This is a genomic window from Prevotella pectinovora (assembly GCF_000834015.1).
Taxonomy (GTDB): Bacteria; Bacteroidota; Bacteroidia; order Bacteroidales; family Bacteroidaceae; genus Prevotella; species Prevotella pectinovora.
Window position 1 is genome coordinate 1 of sequence record NZ_JXQI01000089.1, and the last position, 15,281, is coordinate 15,281.

General features: G+C 43.1%; 18 protein-coding genes, 1 rRNA gene and 1 pseudogene. 2 read left to right on the forward strand and 18 right to left on the reverse strand.

What is annotated here, in order from left to right; translation table 11 throughout:
- Positions 1 to 262 precede the first annotated feature (262 nt).
- Positions 263 to 808, forward strand: coding sequence for a hypothetical protein (locus ST42_RS12900; protein WP_156139378.1), 546 nt, complete (start codon positions 263 to 265; stop codon positions 806 to 808).
- Between the two features lie 615 nt (positions 809 to 1,423).
- Here the strand turns inward: ST42_RS12900 and ST42_RS12905 are convergent.
- The 17 genes and pseudogenes from ST42_RS12905 to ST42_RS12995 all read right to left on the reverse strand — a co-directional run bounded on the left by ST42_RS12905 (position 1,424) and on the right by ST42_RS12995 (position 13,332).
- Positions 1,424 to 1,693: a DUF4160 domain-containing protein gene (locus tag ST42_RS12905; protein ID WP_044073826.1), complete on the reverse strand. Its 270-nt coding sequence runs from the start codon at positions 1,691 to 1,693 to the stop codon at positions 1,424 to 1,426.
- On the reverse strand, positions 1,686 to 1,925 hold the full coding sequence (locus ST42_RS12910) for a DUF7723 family protein (protein ID WP_042519493.1): 240 nt from the start codon (positions 1,923 to 1,925) through the stop codon (positions 1,686 to 1,688). Before ST42_RS12910 ends, ST42_RS12905 begins: the two co-directional genes overlap by 8 nt.
- Positions 1,918 to 2,205 carry a DUF7724 family protein gene (locus ST42_RS12915; protein ID WP_044073828.1) on the reverse strand — a complete coding sequence of 96 codons (288 nt, stop codon included), beginning with the start codon at positions 2,203 to 2,205 and terminating at the stop codon, positions 1,918 to 1,920. The genes ST42_RS12910 and ST42_RS12915 overlap by 8 nt, the downstream gene beginning before the upstream one ends.
- Positions 2,206 to 2,713: 508 nt before the next feature.
- Positions 2,714 to 2,989 (reverse strand): annotated as a pseudogene (locus tag ST42_RS12925) (DNA translocase FtsK); the annotation flags it as partial.
- Between the two features lie 449 nt (positions 2,990 to 3,438).
- Entirely contained in the window at positions 3,439 to 4,563 is a 1,125-nt protein-coding gene (locus ST42_RS13330; RefSeq protein ID WP_052488351.1) for a hypothetical protein, read from the reverse strand.
- Between the two features lie 255 nt (positions 4,564 to 4,818).
- Positions 4,819 to 5,223 carry a hypothetical protein gene (locus ST42_RS12940; RefSeq protein ID WP_044073835.1) on the reverse strand — a complete coding sequence of 135 codons (405 nt, stop codon included), beginning with the start codon at positions 5,221 to 5,223 and terminating at the stop codon, positions 4,819 to 4,821.
- Between the two features lie 37 nt (positions 5,224 to 5,260).
- A complete protein-coding gene (locus tag ST42_RS12945) occupies positions 5,261 to 5,797 on the reverse strand; it encodes a hypothetical protein (RefSeq protein WP_044073836.1) in 537 nt (178 codons plus the stop codon).
- A 19-nt stretch (positions 5,798 to 5,816) separates the two neighbouring features.
- Complete coding sequence (locus ST42_RS12950) at positions 5,817 to 6,176, reverse strand: hypothetical protein (RefSeq protein ID WP_044073837.1); 360 nt, start codon at positions 6,174 to 6,176, stop codon at positions 5,817 to 5,819.
- Positions 6,177 to 6,200: 24 nt separating this feature from the next.
- A complete protein-coding gene (locus tag ST42_RS12955; RefSeq protein WP_042519501.1) occupies positions 6,201 to 6,404 on the reverse strand; it encodes a hypothetical protein in 204 nt (67 codons plus the stop codon).
- Positions 6,405 to 6,494: 90 nt separating this feature from the next.
- A complete protein-coding gene (locus ST42_RS12960) occupies positions 6,495 to 6,824 on the reverse strand; it encodes a sigma factor (RefSeq protein WP_042519502.1) in 330 nt (109 codons plus the stop codon).
- 388 nt (positions 6,825 to 7,212) lie between these two features.
- Complete coding sequence (locus tag ST42_RS12965; protein WP_052488352.1) at positions 7,213 to 7,791, reverse strand: hypothetical protein; 579 nt, start codon at positions 7,789 to 7,791, stop codon at positions 7,213 to 7,215.
- 57 nt (positions 7,792 to 7,848) lie between these two features.
- Positions 7,849 to 8,658 carry a leucine-rich repeat domain-containing protein gene (locus ST42_RS12970; RefSeq protein ID WP_197068957.1) on the reverse strand — a complete coding sequence of 270 codons (810 nt, stop codon included), beginning with the start codon at positions 8,656 to 8,658 and terminating at the stop codon, positions 7,849 to 7,851.
- A gap of 154 nt (positions 8,659 to 8,812) precedes the next feature.
- Entirely contained in the window at positions 8,813 to 9,889 is a 1,077-nt protein-coding gene (locus ST42_RS12975; RefSeq protein WP_044073840.1) for a hypothetical protein, read from the reverse strand.
- A gap of 83 nt (positions 9,890 to 9,972) precedes the next feature.
- Positions 9,973 to 11,649, reverse strand: a complete 1,677-nt coding sequence (locus ST42_RS12980; protein WP_082028665.1) for a DUF2779 domain-containing protein — start codon at positions 11,647 to 11,649, stop codon at positions 9,973 to 9,975.
- A gap of 205 nt (positions 11,650 to 11,854) precedes the next feature.
- Positions 11,855 to 12,076, reverse strand: a complete 222-nt coding sequence (locus tag ST42_RS12985) for a DUF2795 domain-containing protein (protein ID WP_004342485.1) — start codon at positions 12,074 to 12,076, stop codon at positions 11,855 to 11,857.
- 100 nt (positions 12,077 to 12,176) lie between these two features.
- The gene (locus ST42_RS12990) at positions 12,177 to 12,737 is read right to left on the reverse strand and encodes a cob(I)yrinic acid a,c-diamide adenosyltransferase (protein WP_042519506.1); all 561 of its coding nucleotides are present in this window, start codon (positions 12,735 to 12,737) and stop codon (positions 12,177 to 12,179) included.
- Positions 12,738 to 12,750: 13 nt separating this feature from the next.
- On the reverse strand, positions 12,751 to 13,332 hold the full coding sequence (locus ST42_RS12995) for a hypothetical protein (RefSeq protein ID WP_052485517.1): 582 nt from the start codon (positions 13,330 to 13,332) through the stop codon (positions 12,751 to 12,753).
- Positions 13,333 to 13,562: 230 nt separating this feature from the next.
- On the opposite strand from ST42_RS12995, the gene ST42_RS13000 reads away from it, so the two are divergent.
- Positions 13,563 to 14,789 carry an L-serine ammonia-lyase gene (locus tag ST42_RS13000; protein WP_042519508.1) on the forward strand — a complete coding sequence of 409 codons (1,227 nt, stop codon included), beginning with the start codon at positions 13,563 to 13,565 and terminating at the stop codon, positions 14,787 to 14,789.
- Between the two features lie 375 nt (positions 14,790 to 15,164).
- Here ST42_RS13000 and rrf read toward each other — a convergent pair.
- Positions 15,165 to 15,277 (reverse strand): 5S ribosomal RNA (gene rrf / locus ST42_RS13005).
- Positions 15,278 to 15,281 lie beyond the last annotated feature (4 nt).

Below are 15,281 nucleotides of genomic sequence, written 5' to 3' on the forward strand. Positions count from 1 at the left end.
ACAAACTTGTACATTTGGTCACAGCCATGGTCAGAAATCGCCAAACATTCACCCCTGAATATAAAATCTCAGCATAAATTGAAAATAATGGTCAAAACATTTGGATATTAACATAGAAAGCGATTTGGGTTTAACACGGATTTCCCCCTTCACTTTAGGGAAAACCATACACAGGCATATAGTTTCCCCTTTGCGGCAGAGAGCAAGATTACGTATCTTTGCAGCAGAAAAACAAGTAATAACCCTCAAAAAAATCTGGATTATGAAACGTACATTATTAGCAATCGTAGCGGCAATCGTGATGATAACATCCGCGAACGCCCAGAGACTTACCAACATTCAGGCTGAAGCCAGCTTCATCACCGACAAGATGATGGTGGAGCTGGGATTGAGCAAGGCTCACCGCAACAGCATCCTGAGCATAAACCTCTCATATCTCAACGGCATAAACAGCTATCGCGACATCGATGGCTATGGATGGCAATACCGCAACAAACAGCTAAGGCGTATAATGTCGCCAAAGCAATGGAGAAGGTTCTGCGAGTCGTATTACTTCTACCGTCCCATCAGTTGGCGTGACAGGGCATACGTACACAACATCTACGTGAAATATCCTAAACACGACTGCCGCCCTTGCCACCACCGTCCGCACTACTACGACAGGCACTGCAAGCACTATAAGCACGACAAACACTGGAAGCACCACAAGAAGCACGACAAGAAGCACGACAAGCACTATAAGAAATATGACAAACATCACAAGCACCACAAACACCACAAACACCACAAGGACAGAGATGATGACTGACACGACGGCAGCCACATAGTCCGAACATGAAAACCTATCAATGAATGAGCCATAACAAATAGCGATATAGGGAATCCGCAAAGATTATCCCATATCGCTATTTTCATATCATATTCAAGAATGCTGGATGTCTCTTTCAATCCTCATATCCGCACCAATAACTAACGATTTGTGCCAGACATGACATTTTCCCGAACTTATCAGGTGGAAATACACAAAATACAGAGGGAACTTACAACTTTTCTGAAAGTTATTTTCACTCACTCTTTCAAGAAAAACAAGTCTGTTCATCGCTTCAGACACTTAGATACGGACTTGTCGTAAGAATCATCAAGTGGTAAAAGCCCGAAAAAGCGGTATAGGAATCTCATAAAAAATCCTTCAAGAGAGTCACAAGACAAATCGCATTCCTGACATAGTTTTAATTTGCAGTTTTTTCCATCATAACATATATCTTCTATTGAATCTGAAGCAAAACGACTTTTCGTTTCTGAAAGAAATGTTCTTAGCAAATCATATCCTTCTATAAAGTTTTTTTGTATTAGGTCGAATATAAGTTGAAACATCCATCTGATTAACATTTATTGTTTTGTATCATGCTTTAATTTATTTGCCCTAAAATCCGTTTGGACTCATCTTTGCCCAACAAAGATACATTTCCTTGTAATTGTCCTTTATAAATTCACGTATTACACGAATGTCTTTATCGGTAAGTATGCCACGTGCCTTTACTATGGTATCACCATTGCCTTTTACAAAAAACTTCGCGGAACCTATTTCGGTCAGTTTCCTGTCACTGGCATGTACGTGCATAGCTTCAATGACGCAATGCGAAGTGAAGTAAAGAAAGTATCCAGAAACTTTGAAATCAAAATATTTAGGCATACGACTCCTCCATGTATTTCTGATTCTTCTTCCAATAGCCTTCAACGATACTTAATTCCACATCGTCCATTGTGGTTTCCAATACCTCACCTTTTGGAGACATAAGCAATGCGTGATGTGGTTCTTTAAGGTCTAACACACGTATGTTGAAGTCGTCTGTCTTCGAAAATGCATAGCCGCAAACTATCATGTCTGCTGCGGAACTCACCTTTAATAAATCGTCATTATTCATAGTCTCCGATTTTTACAGTTTGGATGTTTTTTAAGAAAGTCTCTGGCTTGATATAGAGGTTCTTGAGTATTGGCACCAAGTCAATATACTCTTCCGTTATGCCCATACCCTCATAGTCTGCCATAACTACTATATAGCCGTCATCCCACGATTTTACGTCCACATACTTTTTCAATATGCTTGGAGTGCGGAAACGAATGTTGTAGTCGGCATATCTGAATGAAGTCATATCGCCTTTATTTGACAACACAGCCTGTGTTGCAGTTTTTGCCGTATTCATAAATTCACCTCCTTAATCTTTTTGTTAGAATATAAAACTCTGTAGCAAAGATAATGCAAATTAAAGACAATACAAAATGTATTCGTTGATTTTTACTATCCATACATCATAATACGATATCATTACCACACACAGGTAACATCATTACCACGCACAGGAAATATCGTTACCGCGTATCTGTAATGATGTTACCATGCCTTGGTAATAACCGTTATCTTTGGCATCAATCTGTTAATATTCGGCAGACAGCTGTAACCGGCTGCTTCTACCGACACATAAACGCAAAAGGGCTGGACTCCTTGCATGGGATCCAGCCCTTTCTGTTTTTGACTTAGCACCACGACGCTCATCGTAAATCCGAGCCAAATGAGGTACAGCGGTGAACACATAGCGGCTATGGTAGCATGAGAAAAAGCGACAATGAATGTCCTCTTGCCAGAATGTATGGAAGTAATCGCCGTCACCGACATTAGTGCTATTCAACATGCTTTTTTATGTCTTTGTATGCTTATTCGTTAGTCATAATGTTACTGATTTTAGTTATTCGGCGCAATGCCACAAGCAGATTCTCCAAGCAGTTCTCATCTTGAATCTTCACTTCTCGCGGCTTACATCCCTGTGCCTCGCCCACGATTCCGGCCTTTTCCAACTGGTCCATAAGTCTGACCGCACGGCCGTAGCCGATAGACAAGCGCCGTTGAATCAACGAGGCAAAGCCCGACCGCATTGTTACGATTATGCGTGCAGCTTCCTCGAACAGAGGGTCGAGCGAACTGCTGTCTATGACATTTTCTGAGTCAAGACCCATTTCTACATGCATATCCTTCATTTGATTTTTATCCATTGTTTTGTTTTTTTATAGAATATTCTTGTAATTATAGCATAAAAGCAATGCTCATGTCGTCCTTACTGACTGTCCTGCTGTAATGAGAGAGCACATCCGGTAATTGTGTAGTAACTTTTTCTATACCATCATCGCAAACAGATTGGCTGGCTCCACTCGTTAGCTTTGTTGAGCACAACGCACCTGCCGTCACCGATCTGAAGTGTCCGAGTAGTGTGAAGCAAATTGTGAATTGCTCCACCGCTTGGTGCCGACAAAGTCTTTTATCTTGTTCTGGAGAATGTCATTGAATGTTATCTTCTTTGGCATATTGGCTGTGAGTTATATCCTTTTTATCAAATACAATATTACATTTAAACAGATTGGGGAGGGTGAGCGAAATCTACTTGTTACATGGGAGCGTCTGAGTACCATGGATCGTCACCAAAAATCATTGATTTAAACGAACCTTGCCAGTCAAGGATGGTGCCTGTAGCTTTGGAGATATCAATCCAGATGCTGACGGAGTCTTTTGACATGTATCTTTCGAACTTTTTATCCTCAGGACGAACAACAAGTGAACTTATCAAATGGCGTTCTCTTTCTTCATCTTCTTTGATGATAGTATCCTTGAAAGTGCTTAGTTTTTCCTTGGCTTCTGCTATGAGTTGCTTCACTTTTTCTTCGTCTATACCAGATGTACCCAAGCCTAAACAACAACTGATGGCATCTATATAGCCACAACCTTTTATCGCATAGTAAAGCTCGCGATTGTATACAAAGTCATTCTGGCTATTATCCAACACACATGCGAAGATGCGATCTTTCCATGTGTCGAATGTTGGTTCGACATTTGAGCTATATACAGCTTTGTCATTGGTTATTGACACCCAATTTCTATTACTACATATCAACACGACGTGCTTTCCTGAAGCAGCAAGCAGTTTTTCTGTCAGGAGAATCACATAGTCGTATCCGTTGTCCAGTCCCCTACCGCGGTATAGAATAACGAACGCTTTCTGTGGAATGGATGTCAATATAGGGATTTGTGCCTCCAAGTCGGCTAAATTATTTGAATCCACTCTAAGCGACCTCACCATTCCTTTACCAAAGATATTTTCGCCTATTACGCATGTTAGCTTAATCTCCTCTTCTCTATCTTTCCATCCGCAAAATGCCACAAGTGGCTTTTTGCGTGGTAGCAGGAAGTACTCCTCAAGAACCATTTCGTGCTTATCATATGTGAAGACATGCAGCTCGTCTTCCGGCAAAAGACAGTTGATATGATTCTCTGTCATATCCTTGTCCTCCACAGCCACTTCTCCATTCAGACATTTCTCCGAGAACTCGCGGAAGAAGTCTCTATCAAGCAGCTTCGATACTTTCAGCAGCAGGTCGGTGTCGAGACTCGTCTTTCCAAAAATCTCGTATGTGGCAGAGCTGGACTTGCACAAGTCTTTGGCAAAAGCCGTTACTGAAGGGTACTTTGCCTTTACTTCCTTCAGAATCTCTTGTCCTATATTATATTTCTCCATTGAATTGTATTATTATGTATGTTTATATTTCCAGTTCTCATTGGTCAGAACCATTTAAAATCCTTGTCAAACAAGTTGGATATTGGTTTGAATAGTCTGCACAGGATAAGTCCGACGACTATCAAGCCTATACGCACTAATGCAGAGCCGTCCATCGTGAATCCGAGCCAAACAAGGTACAGCGGCGAGCACATAGCGGCTATGGTTATCAGCATCATTAGTGATGCGAGGAATGTTTTAATGCCCATATTTCAATTATTTTATGGTATAGTTGTACAATGGTCGCAGACTGTCACCGGCTATCTCGAAAGCCACAATGTCGCGAGCGTACTCGTTGCTTTCCACTTTAGCGGAGAGGAAGAACACGTAGGAGCGATTGCCGTACTCATCGTCAAGACTTACAATCTTCTGCACTTCATGGTGGCTGTAATCATCATTAGGATGAGCAAGTCGAAGCAGAGGGCGATGCTCTTCGTGCAATTTGCCATCTTCTGATTTGAATTTCACCACACAGTCAATGTCGGGTGCGGTTCCGCCTTCGCCTGTATTATGCCAGACAGCTGTCACGAGACTGTCGTCAGAGACTATTGTATGGTAAGTCTCGGTAGAGTCAGACTTACCATAGCTCTTATCGAGACTTGTATCGGAAGACTTGTTCAAACATGAAGAGCATATAGACAATGCCAACAAGGCTATGCTACAAAGCTGGAGTATCCTTTTCCCATTCCTCATCGTTTCCATTAGACATATATTCCCGTCTTAATTTTTCGTCTTCAAAATCACTCGTAAACATACATTCTGCCAACACCTCACCATCCTCTGCGTATTCGGGGTCGAACACAAGTCCTGGGAGAGTAAGCGGTTCTTCCTGTTCATATATGTACGAACCGATATAGACGTATTCTTTGGGAGGCTCTACCTTATCTTTATCTAAAAATACATCTCTTTCGCGTGCAAGATCAGAGTACTCGTCTTCGTATCCTTCGAAATCGTTTAGTTCCCACACAAAGCAAAGCTCGTACATCAACCATTCGAAGAAGAAACGTTCGTTGTTTGCTTCAACAAAGTGGCTATGCGTATCCTCTTGATAAAACATAGGATATAACTTCGGCTCAAACATCCAATTCTTACTTACTTCTTTGACAGTTTCCAGAATTTGCTCTTTGATGTGCTTGCTCCAAAGGCTGGTAATGCAATAGGCATTGTCTTTCTTTACTTTCAGATATATTTTCATTTTCTTTTCGTTTAGACCTTTATTCTGATGGAGGAAAAATCTGATTGATTACGATTTTATTGCTGTCGTCAAGATACGCTCCGTCTATATCATAAGAAATAGAGACAAAATCATCACCTTCATCACTTGAATAGCAACCTATTCTTTCCCAAAATTCCTCGTGGAAGGCTTTCATTATCTTCTCGTATAGGTCTGGAGCCTTCTCCTGCAACCAAGGGTCGAACTTCTCCCAATAGTCCTCTTCCTCCATGTCTTTGAGAATTGTATCTTGGGCTTCTTTCCATAATGCCAGCAACTTATCCGCTTCCTCGTCAGAGAATTTGACAGTAGCTCCGTTATTATCCCAATTTAAATATATTTCTGCATCAATCTCTTTCATTGTTTGTGATTTTGTTTAGTTACTTTATGACTGATTACTTGCCAGCCACTCTTTAGCGAGAGTGGTGGCAAATGTATAGAAGTCTGCCATGTGAGCATCGTCCCACAGCTCTTCGTTGTTTTGAAGATACTCCTGCAGTTGTTCTCTCAACTCTTGGTCCTCTGTTCTTTCAAGAACCACTCGGATGAGTGTAAGTGCTCGGATGTCTCCCAAACCTTTATGTATCATATTCTTTTCTTTTCAAGACACGATTTCTCGCCATGGCAGAACCCGAGCAAGCTCGGTTCTGCTCATCTGGCTTATCGAAATCCTTCGTTTTTAGTTATTTTCTTTTTTACGAATCTCTTGCAGAATAGCTTCGCGCATCCACCATACGGCATACGAGGCAAACTTGAAGCCACGCGACTTGTCGAACTTGTGGCTGGCACGTAACATTCCGTAACGACTGGCTGCAATGAGTTCTTCGTCAGAGAGTCCCTTGTCCACATACTGCCTTGCCACAGCCTTGACAAAGACAGAACCGAGTTCTGCCAACTCGTTCTCCGCATTGGAGTCGCCCTGCTGGATGAGGTCGATAAGACGCAAAGCCTCATCGTTGTCGATGATAGGCATCTTTTCACTGTTTGTTGTTTCGTTTTTGTTCACCATATTTCTTTATGTTTTAAAATGTTGTCGCGCGAATAGTATCCCTTTTTTCTGAAATAAAAAAATCAGACCATAGAAAATCAACAAAAAATCAACTTTTTGTTGCAATCATATCTTATTCAAAGATAGTGCAAGGTGAATGCAGAACGTCAAGCTTGCTTGAACGTTATGCTGAGCCGCAGCCTATCTTATTCAAAGATACTGAATATGGCTTGGATAATCCAGCCAATAATCATAAAGACGAGTTGTATGAGACTTATCAGTATGTAGCCGCCAAACACAACTATCAAGATTCCACATAGAAAGAGAAACATGTCTCATGTCTTTTAAAAGTTTTGCCTACTCCCTTTCCAGCGTTTCGGCAGTCTCTGTTATTATCTCGACAACTGCATCATCGTAAATCAACCTTATACTCATTGAAATAGATGAAGCCGTCCTTCCAATGCTCACAGTTCCACTTGTGGATGTCATCAACAGTAAGAGTGTCACGTTTCAAGACACGTGCGAAATAGGCTAATGCCTCATCCATACTGTTGAACCGCTCGTAACCACACAAAACCGGCTCTTTCAAATGAAAGTCCACACTGACGCGTGTCGGGAAATATTTCCCCTCTGCATCATTTGTTGCATAAGTCTCATCGCAATAACTTTCCACCATATAGTATATGGTCATACCTTCATAGTGGCTTTCAAGCGGATGTCGGAAGTCTGCCGTCACCCAATCTTCCTCGGCTTCAATACTCAATGAATTATCTACGAACTCACATTTTATAATGTTGCCCCGAAGATATTGTTCTTTGGTATCTACTCCGAGACTATACACCATACTTGCGTAAGATACAGACTTGTCTTTACCCTCTTCAAGCAGTTTCTTGTTTAGAAGCGTCCTATACTGGTCATATATCTCTTGAAGGTCATTTGGTTTGCCTTCAATGCGATAGTATACTGTGGTCAAATACTCCAAAAGCATGATTCTATTTTAAATGTGCCTTTCTTTTGTAGCGCACACGAGGCGTAATCTCATAGGTTATTCCTTCGGAGTCACAAGACTATTGAAGTCGCGAGTCTCAAACTGAGCGGACTCATAGCCTTGGATGTTGAAGTCCGGATAATGGTTGTACTTGTTCTTTGGCACTATAATCTTTTCGAGAGATGTGCAGCCGATAAGCATCGTTGCGTTTATTTCACCAGCACAGCATGTCAATGACGGCTGCTCAAACTCAATCGTCTTTAGTGAAATGCAGTCGGCAAACGCCATTTGCTCCACAATCTTCACATTCTTGTTTAGATATACAGACTCCAGATGCTTGCAACTTGCAAAGGCTTTGTCATAAACAAGACATTTGCAGTCTTCGCTTATCACGATGTTGAGACTTTTCAGTCCGGAACTTCTGAATGCAGACTTGTCGATAATATTCAGGTGACTTGGAATTTTTATCTCTTCCAAAGCTTTGCAGCAAGCAAAGGCACCTGCTCTAATCTGGCGCAATGTCTCAGGTAAGGCTATTTCCTTTAAATTATAACAAAGACCAAAACACTCTTTCCCGATAAATTCTACTCCAGGCATTGTTATCTTGAAGAGTTTGTGGCAGCTTGCGAAAGCTCCTTCGCCCAAGTCGACAACAGATGCAGGCAACACCACATCACGAAGATATACAAGTCCTTGGAATGCATAGTCACAAATAGCCTTCACACCGTCTTTCACTTCAAGGTACTCTGGATTGCCGAGTACTCTCAACAAGCGAAGTCCATCCTCGCTGTAGATTGGTCCAGAACACTTATTGCGTCTGGCTTTCTTGATTATTGCTTGATCTTCTTTTGTCAATCTTGTATTCATATCTTCTGTAGTATTCATATTCTTTACTTATATTGTCATAACACTATTTTGCTTAAGTGAATAAAACTGGGTGCAAAGGTAATGCTTTTTTGCCTTTGCACCCAGTTTAGTTATTCGGAAGAACCGGAATGTGATGCCGGAAAATCAGGAATGATTAGATGTAGTCAATAATCGCCTTGGTTATCTGTACTTCTGTACCATTCAGCTCTTTTAATGCAACTCGCATCGGTGCATTCTGCTCTTTGAGATTATAATAAAGATAACGCTTTTTTTCTTCATCTTCACCGTCAATAATGACTTTTCCTAATATGCCATAGTATGTATTCTTATTTTTAATCTTAATGATTTTTTTATATGTAGATGAGTTGCTCTTCTTTCCGTTGTATTTGGTGTGCATAAGTCTAAGTACTCCATCTTCTCTTATAAGATTGAGTTCATTAGTAAGAGCATCAATATCAACATTTAACCCGTCAAGCGATGCGTTTTCTGCATTACTATCAGAATTCTGGGATTTTTTTATCATTTCCTGGTATGCATCTGAAACCTTCTTTAGGTTTTCAATCTTTCCTGCATTATTCAAATCTCTAAGGGTTTTATCAATAGGTTTCACATGGTCAATGGCAATATCTGATATATCTGTTACAGTCATAGCTACTTTGGTATTGCCTTCTCCAGTTGGAGTGTATGCTTTGTATTTCTTGTTCTCCCTTGACAATGCAACATACACATCGTATGTGCCTTTACATTTAGAGTTCTCCTTAAAGACGAGGTACACTTGCTGTGTTTTAAACTGTACGCTTTTTATTTCATTTTTATCATCCTCGTAGTGAACAAAGATTTCTTCTGCCATATTATTCAGCCAGTCAGAGAACTCTTTAGCCTTACCATTCTTCTTGTAGAGCTTTGAGATATATCTTAAGGGCAACCATACCTTATTGCCTGAAATGCGGTCTTGACTGCGTAGTCTGGCCGTAAACTTTTTCATCAGTTGTTCGTGTGAGTATACCTTATACCCTTGAAAGGCTTCTTTAAGCCAATGCTCTTCTGTGCCGGTAAGCGCAGGAGTTGTGCATTTAGAAGTAATGTCTTTCTTTATTCCTGTGCTTTTTTTTGATGTAGAGTTGAGCAACTTTTCCAAGAAGTCGATAAACTTGTTGCAGTATGTGCTGTAGCTTTTTTGCTTTTTAGGCCATTTGTAGACATATACCGAATGTCTTACCAAGTCAATCATTTTTTTACAATCATCTATGCGGCCGCTTGCAATAAGTTTGACAAGCAGAGGCAGAAAATTCTTCTCAGCATCGGTATTGAATTCTATTTTTTTTCTAATATATTGCGAACTTGGCGATATTGCTCTTTTGATTTTTTGTCTAAGTTGTCTATAAATGCATTCAATAGGTTTTCTATAGCTTTATCCTCGTTTTGGGGACAGTTTGCTATAAAACTGTTGTTCATCATATTTTTAAATGTTTTAGTTGTTTTTTCTTCACTCACTTCCCTCAGCTTCTCCCACAGCTTCACCATTGCCAGCGTGTCGAGGCAGCAGTAGTCGAGCAATGCCCGACGAGCCTTCTTTTGCTTTTCCGGCTCCATAAACTGTATCTGAGGATAAATGCTCATTGCCTCGCCGCCATTCTGAACACCACCACTGAGGTTGTGGTAGTCAAGCTCCGGATCATCGGGGAACAATGCCGGGAGCACCTTCTTGATGGAGAACGAACCGTTCATGGCTGGCAGGTAATAATAGCCGGCACGGAACGGGTCGAGAAGGTCTACGATGTGCGATTCGATGTTGAGAAGATGTGGCGCCAGGTCGGGGAATGCCTCTGCCAGTTCCTTCAGACGAGTACACTCGAAAGCCTTGTTGTAGGCTGTGGTGCAGACGTTGAGCGGGATGTCCTTGCAAAGTTGTTCAGCAAGGGCACGGCGAGGGTCTTCGCCCGATATGCCGAGAAACTCACGATGCTTCAGTTCGCCACCTTCGTGCTCGATGTAATGGAGCGAATACTGGAACGTGACTTGCTGATACGGATGCGTACCCTGATACTTCGGTATCACGGTCTGCTCGGTCTCGAAGTCGAGGAAATAAAGCGGATATGAGAGTTTCTTGAGAAATTCGCCGATGGCTTTGCGGTCGATATAGTTTGTGTCGTTCAATGTGCATTCCAGCTGCAGCTGCTGTAGGTCTGTGAGCTTCTCCTGTCTCATATCTTCCAACGACAGACGGCCTTCGTTCATGTGCTCCAATGCCTTCTTGAAAGACATGCGGTACAGATCGAATACTGATGGTGAAGGGATGATATTGTTGCTGCAATAGTTCCAGAACGCACATGCGTAGGGCTTGCGGCAATGTTCAGCCAGATGCTGCTTAGGTTCTGCGCCTTCAAGCACCTTCTTTGCGGCCTTGGTTTGGACTGCGACTTTGGCATATTCTTCGGCAACGGCCTCGCTGATATCGTTTATGCGGAAGAATCCCTTTACGTCGAGTTTGCCGTCAAGCACATATTCGTTATCAATGTTTACAAGATAAGTGCCAGTGATGTTCAGTCCGCAATTGGTGAGCACATATTTCTGATACGCCACATCCTGAGCATACACCTCCAGCTCATTAAGGTTGGTGCTGCTTTTCACCTCGTAGATGGCATAGCCATGTGGAGTCTTGTGCAGCAGGTCGACGGCGCAATAGCATCCGTCGTATATAAACGCCGCCTCGGCAATATTCTCAGCACCTTCGGCAAGGGCTTTCTGTGTGGCTGCAGCCATCGCTCCGAGGTCGAGGCGCTGTGTTCCGTCGGCAGCCGTCTTATAGGTGGTTGCCTCCACGAAATTGCCGAACAGACGCTTAGCCAGTTCGCCCACTTCGGTACCTGCGTCGAAACGGGCCTGCGTCAATGGGTCGATAACCATTTCTTCTGGTTTGTACTGCTTCAGCCACAATGCTTTGGGACATTGGCAATAAGTGATGTATTTTGACTTTGATAAATTTGCCATAGGCTTTTATATATTTATCTTAGTTATTTTTTTGCGTATAATATAAAAATACGCTCAAAGTTACAGAATATGGATTAAAATACAAAACAAATGTTCAATTATTTGGCGGTAAAAGAACGTAAAAAGCGGTATAGGAATCTTACTATAGATTTCCTATACCGCTTATATTCAACGCTTTTAGCTGTTTGTGTAGCTTTTTGAGCGATTAGTATTCGTCCTCGTTGAAGAGGAAGTCTTCTTTTGTCGGATAGTCGGGCCAGATATCCTCGATGCTCTCGTAGACGTCACCCTCATCCTCTATCTCCTGCAGATTCTCCAACACTTCAAGCGGCGCCCCGGAACGAGTTGCGTAGTCAATCAATTCGTCCTTCGTTGCAGGCCATGGCGCATCTTCGAGCTTTGAAGCTAATTCAAGTGTCCAATACATAGTAAATATAAATTATCAGTTTGCGATACCAGGCAGCATCACCATGCCAGCTCGCTGCCTATTATAAAATTGAGCGCAAAAATAATGTTTTTTTTCTTATCTACAAGTTTTTCTTCCATATTTTTTCTCTCACACCGTCATTAAAGTTTAATTTGCGTGCGAGCATGAAGAGATAGTCAGAAAGACGGTTGATATACTGCAATACATTTCCATCGAGATTGGTGGTTTCACCGAGGAAGAATATGCGCCTCTCCGCCCTGCGGCATACCGTGCGGCATACATGTGCGAGAGCTGCCTCATGTGAGCCTCCGGGGATGATGAATGACGTCTGTCGGGGCAGACTGCCGTTCAGATGGTCAATTTCCTCTTCCAGCACCGTCACCTCCTGCGGGTCGATGGTATACGAAGGTGCCAACTTGGTCTGAGTGGTATCGGTAGCGAGATATGAGCATACCGTGAACAGCGTGCGCTGAATGCTGATCACCATATTCTTGTCGTCGCCATCCTTCATGAAGGAAGCAAGCAGACCGAGCTGCGCACTGAGTTCATCCACGGTGCCGTATGCCTCGATACGAGGGTTTGTCTTTCTCACCCTCACTCCTCCTACCAAGCTCGTCATGCCCTCGTCGCCTGTCTTTGTATAAACCTTTGTTATTGCCATAGTCTTGAGATTTTTAAAAGTTAATCTTGTAATTCTGCTTATATCGTTTCGGATCGACATATACCAATCCGCAATAATACATATCAAAGGACACTATATTCTGAAGTCTCCCCACTACATCTTGCCAGACCGCCTTGTTGTAGTTCAACCTATCCACTACCACGAAATCACCGGTCCGCAACCGCTTCACCGCTTCCGTCAGCCATTCTGCATCTATTGCAGGGGCATTGGCATGCAGAATATGCATCCCCGGTGCATTTTCAAGCGTTTCCAGCACCGGATCCGCATCACACGGCCCAATGCCCGTCCAACGCAGAGAATTGCAGCCTGCACGGAAATAAGCCTTGTCACGCTTCATGTCTTCATCATCAAAGCCCACCGCCACCACCATCTCCGGCTGGGCATGGTTGGCGAGACGGAGAAAGAACTCACCCATCTTGCGTCTCACGGCATCTGCCTCAGGAAAATCCTTTGCCAGACGTTCGTAGGCATAATACGGGTAATGCTCATTTATGACGTATCTGACGAGGCTGTAAGCCCAAGGCGACTGTATTCCGAAGCCCCGGCAACAGCCAATCCTACTGAGCCATATCATTCCGCGTATTAACCTATTTGTCGTCATCAGGCGCAAATATACGTATTTTTATCAAAAATAAAACGATTTGTCAGGACATTTTTCCATCAAGAACGTAAATATCAAGGATAAAAGGTAATAACAAGCTCTTAATATCAAAACAGGAAGAGAGAGAAACTGAAAAAAGTCAACTCTGCATTTGCTATTGATATGATTTTCCGCTAATTTTGCATTTTAAAGGTAATAGAGATATGAAAACGCTTAAAGAACTTTTCAAAATAGGCAAGGGACCATCAAGCAGTCATACGATGGGTCCACAGAAAGCCGCAAAGATATTTCTGGAGAACAACCGCGGAGCAAGCTCGTTCGAGGTGACTCTCTATGGTAGTCTTGCCGCTACGGGCAAAGGACACATGACAGACATAGCCATCATCGAGGTATTGGAACCTGTTGCTCCCATAAGGATAATCTGGAAACCCGACGTGTTCCTTCCGTTCCATCCCAACGGAATGAAATTCAAGTCGCTCACAAATGACGAGAAGCCTATCAACGAATGGACGGTATACAGCATAGGTGGAGGTGCACTCTCTGAAGGCAAAGGAGATGACGACATGTTCAACTCACCTGAAGTCTACGAAATGAACTCCATGACAGAGATAATGAAATGGTGTGAACGCACGGGAAGAAATTATTGGGAATATGTGCAGCTATGCGAAGACAGCAGTCTGTGGGACTATCTCGAAGTGGTATGGATCAAGATGAAAGAGGCGGTTGAACGTGGTCTTAAACGTGAAGGAAGACTTCCCGGACCGCTCAATCTGCCACGCAAGGCACCGACATACTACGTGAAAGCAAGTGGCTATAAACAGTCGCTGCAGACAAGAGGATTAGTATATGCCTATGCTCTGGCAGTGAGTGAGGAAAACGCTTCAGGCGGAACAATCGTCACCGCTCCTACCTGTGGAGCATGCGGCGTGCTGCCAGCGGTGCTATATCATATATCAAAGAGCCACGAATTCACAGACAAACAAATACTGCACGCTCTTGCCACAGCGGGACTGGTAGGAAACATAGTGAAGAAAAACGCATCCATCTCCGGAGCCGACGTTGGTTGCCAAGGAGAAGTGGGCGTAGCATGCGCCATGGCGTCAGCAGCATCCTGCCAGTTGTTCGGTGGCAGCCCGTCTCAGATAGAATATGCAGCAGAGATGGGACTGGAACACCACCTCGGTATGACTTGCGACCCTATTTGTGGATTGGTGCAGATACCATGTATCGAACGCAATGCCTTCGCTGCCACCCGAGCACTCGACTCTAATCTCTATGCCGCATTCTCCGACGGATCTCACCGCGTTTCGTTCGACCGCGTTGTAGAGGTAATGAAGCGCACCGGACACGACATTCCATCGCTATACAAAGAGACAAGCGAGGGCGGCCTTGCAAAGGGTTTCAACATGACGGGTAACGTGAATGACTAAAGCAACAATTCAAACGCCCAGACAAGTTAGAATAAAGTAATACGATAACATTACGCATTCTGAGCCACAAAGCGGATTACATCTCCTGGTAGGGAACTGTAATCCGCTTTCTTTATCCTCAGACGGTCATCAAAACTAAAATTCAACAAAAACCGTCAACCATCTGGTCACATATTCGGAAGTGTCTATAATTCAGTCACTTCCGTCTGTTTCTGCATGCAAAAACCATCTGGTAATTGTCCGGACAATTCAATTATCGCCTGATGAAAACAGACATGACGCTGCATGAGGACCAAGGAAGCCTCTGATGCGTACAGACGCAAAAAAAATCCTCCGGAGGATTGCTCTTCCGGAGGATTCAAGCTTTAAAGTGAAAAAAGGCGGTTACCTACTCTCCCACATTGCATTGCAGTACCATCGGCGCAAGCGGGCTTAACTTCTCTGTTCGGAATGGGAAGAGGTGGAACCCCGCCGCTGTCGCCACCTGATATG

What these genes read in the sequence shown, in the direction of transcription:
- ST42_RS12945 (WP_044073836.1), bottom strand. Translation starts at nt 5,797, where the DNA reads ATGAAAATATATCTGAAAGTAAAGAAAGACAATGCCTATTGCATTACC.
- ST42_RS12965 (WP_052488352.1), bottom strand. Translation starts at nt 7,791, where the DNA reads ATGCTTTTGGAGTATTTGACCACAGTATACTATCGCATTGAAGGCAAA.
- ST42_RS12955 (WP_042519501.1), bottom strand. Translation starts at nt 6,404, where the DNA reads ATGATACATAAAGGTTTGGGAGACATCCGAGCACTTACACTCATCCGA.
- ST42_RS12900 (WP_156139378.1), top strand. Translation starts at nt 263, where the DNA reads ATGAAACGTACATTATTAGCAATCGTAGCGGCAATCGTGATGATAACA.
- ST42_RS12915 (WP_044073828.1), bottom strand. Translation starts at nt 2,205, where the DNA reads ATGAATACGGCAAAAACTGCAACACAGGCTGTGTTGTCAAATAAAGGC.
- ST42_RS13000 (WP_042519508.1), top strand. Translation starts at nt 13,563, where the DNA reads ATGAAAACGCTTAAAGAACTTTTCAAAATAGGCAAGGGACCATCAAGC.
- ST42_RS12990 (WP_042519506.1), bottom strand. Translation starts at nt 12,737, where the DNA reads ATGGCAATAACAAAGGTTTATACAAAGACAGGCGACGAGGGCATGACG.
- ST42_RS12905 (WP_044073826.1), bottom strand. Translation starts at nt 1,693, where the DNA reads ATGCCTAAATATTTTGATTTCAAAGTTTCTGGATACTTTCTTTACTTC.
- ST42_RS12995 (WP_052485517.1), bottom strand. Translation starts at nt 13,332, where the DNA reads ATGATATGGCTCAGTAGGATTGGCTGTTGCCGGGGCTTCGGAATACAG.
- ST42_RS12980 (WP_082028665.1), bottom strand. Translation starts at nt 11,649, where the DNA reads ATGGCAAATTTATCAAAGTCAAAATACATCACTTATTGCCAATGTCCC.
- ST42_RS12950 (WP_044073837.1), bottom strand. Translation starts at nt 6,176, where the DNA reads ATGAAAGAGATTGATGCAGAAATATATTTAAATTGGGATAATAACGGA.
- ST42_RS12975 (WP_044073840.1), bottom strand. Translation starts at nt 9,889, where the DNA reads ATGATTGACTTGGTAAGACATTCGGTATATGTCTACAAATGGCCTAAA.
- ST42_RS12970 (WP_197068957.1), bottom strand. Translation starts at nt 8,658, where the DNA reads ATGAATACAAGATTGACAAAAGAAGATCAAGCAATAATCAAGAAAGCC.
- ST42_RS12910 (WP_042519493.1), bottom strand. Translation starts at nt 1,925, where the DNA reads ATGAATAATGACGATTTATTAAAGGTGAGTTCCGCAGCAGACATGATA.
- ST42_RS12985 (WP_004342485.1), bottom strand. Translation starts at nt 12,076, where the DNA reads ATGTATTGGACACTTGAATTAGCTTCAAAGCTCGAAGATGCGCCATGG.
- ST42_RS13330 (WP_052488351.1), bottom strand. Translation starts at nt 4,563, where the DNA reads ATGGAGAAATATAATATAGGACAAGAGATTCTGAAGGAAGTAAAGGCA.
- ST42_RS12960 (WP_042519502.1), bottom strand. Translation starts at nt 6,824, where the DNA reads ATGGTGAACAAAAACGAAACAACAAACAGTGAAAAGATGCCTATCATC.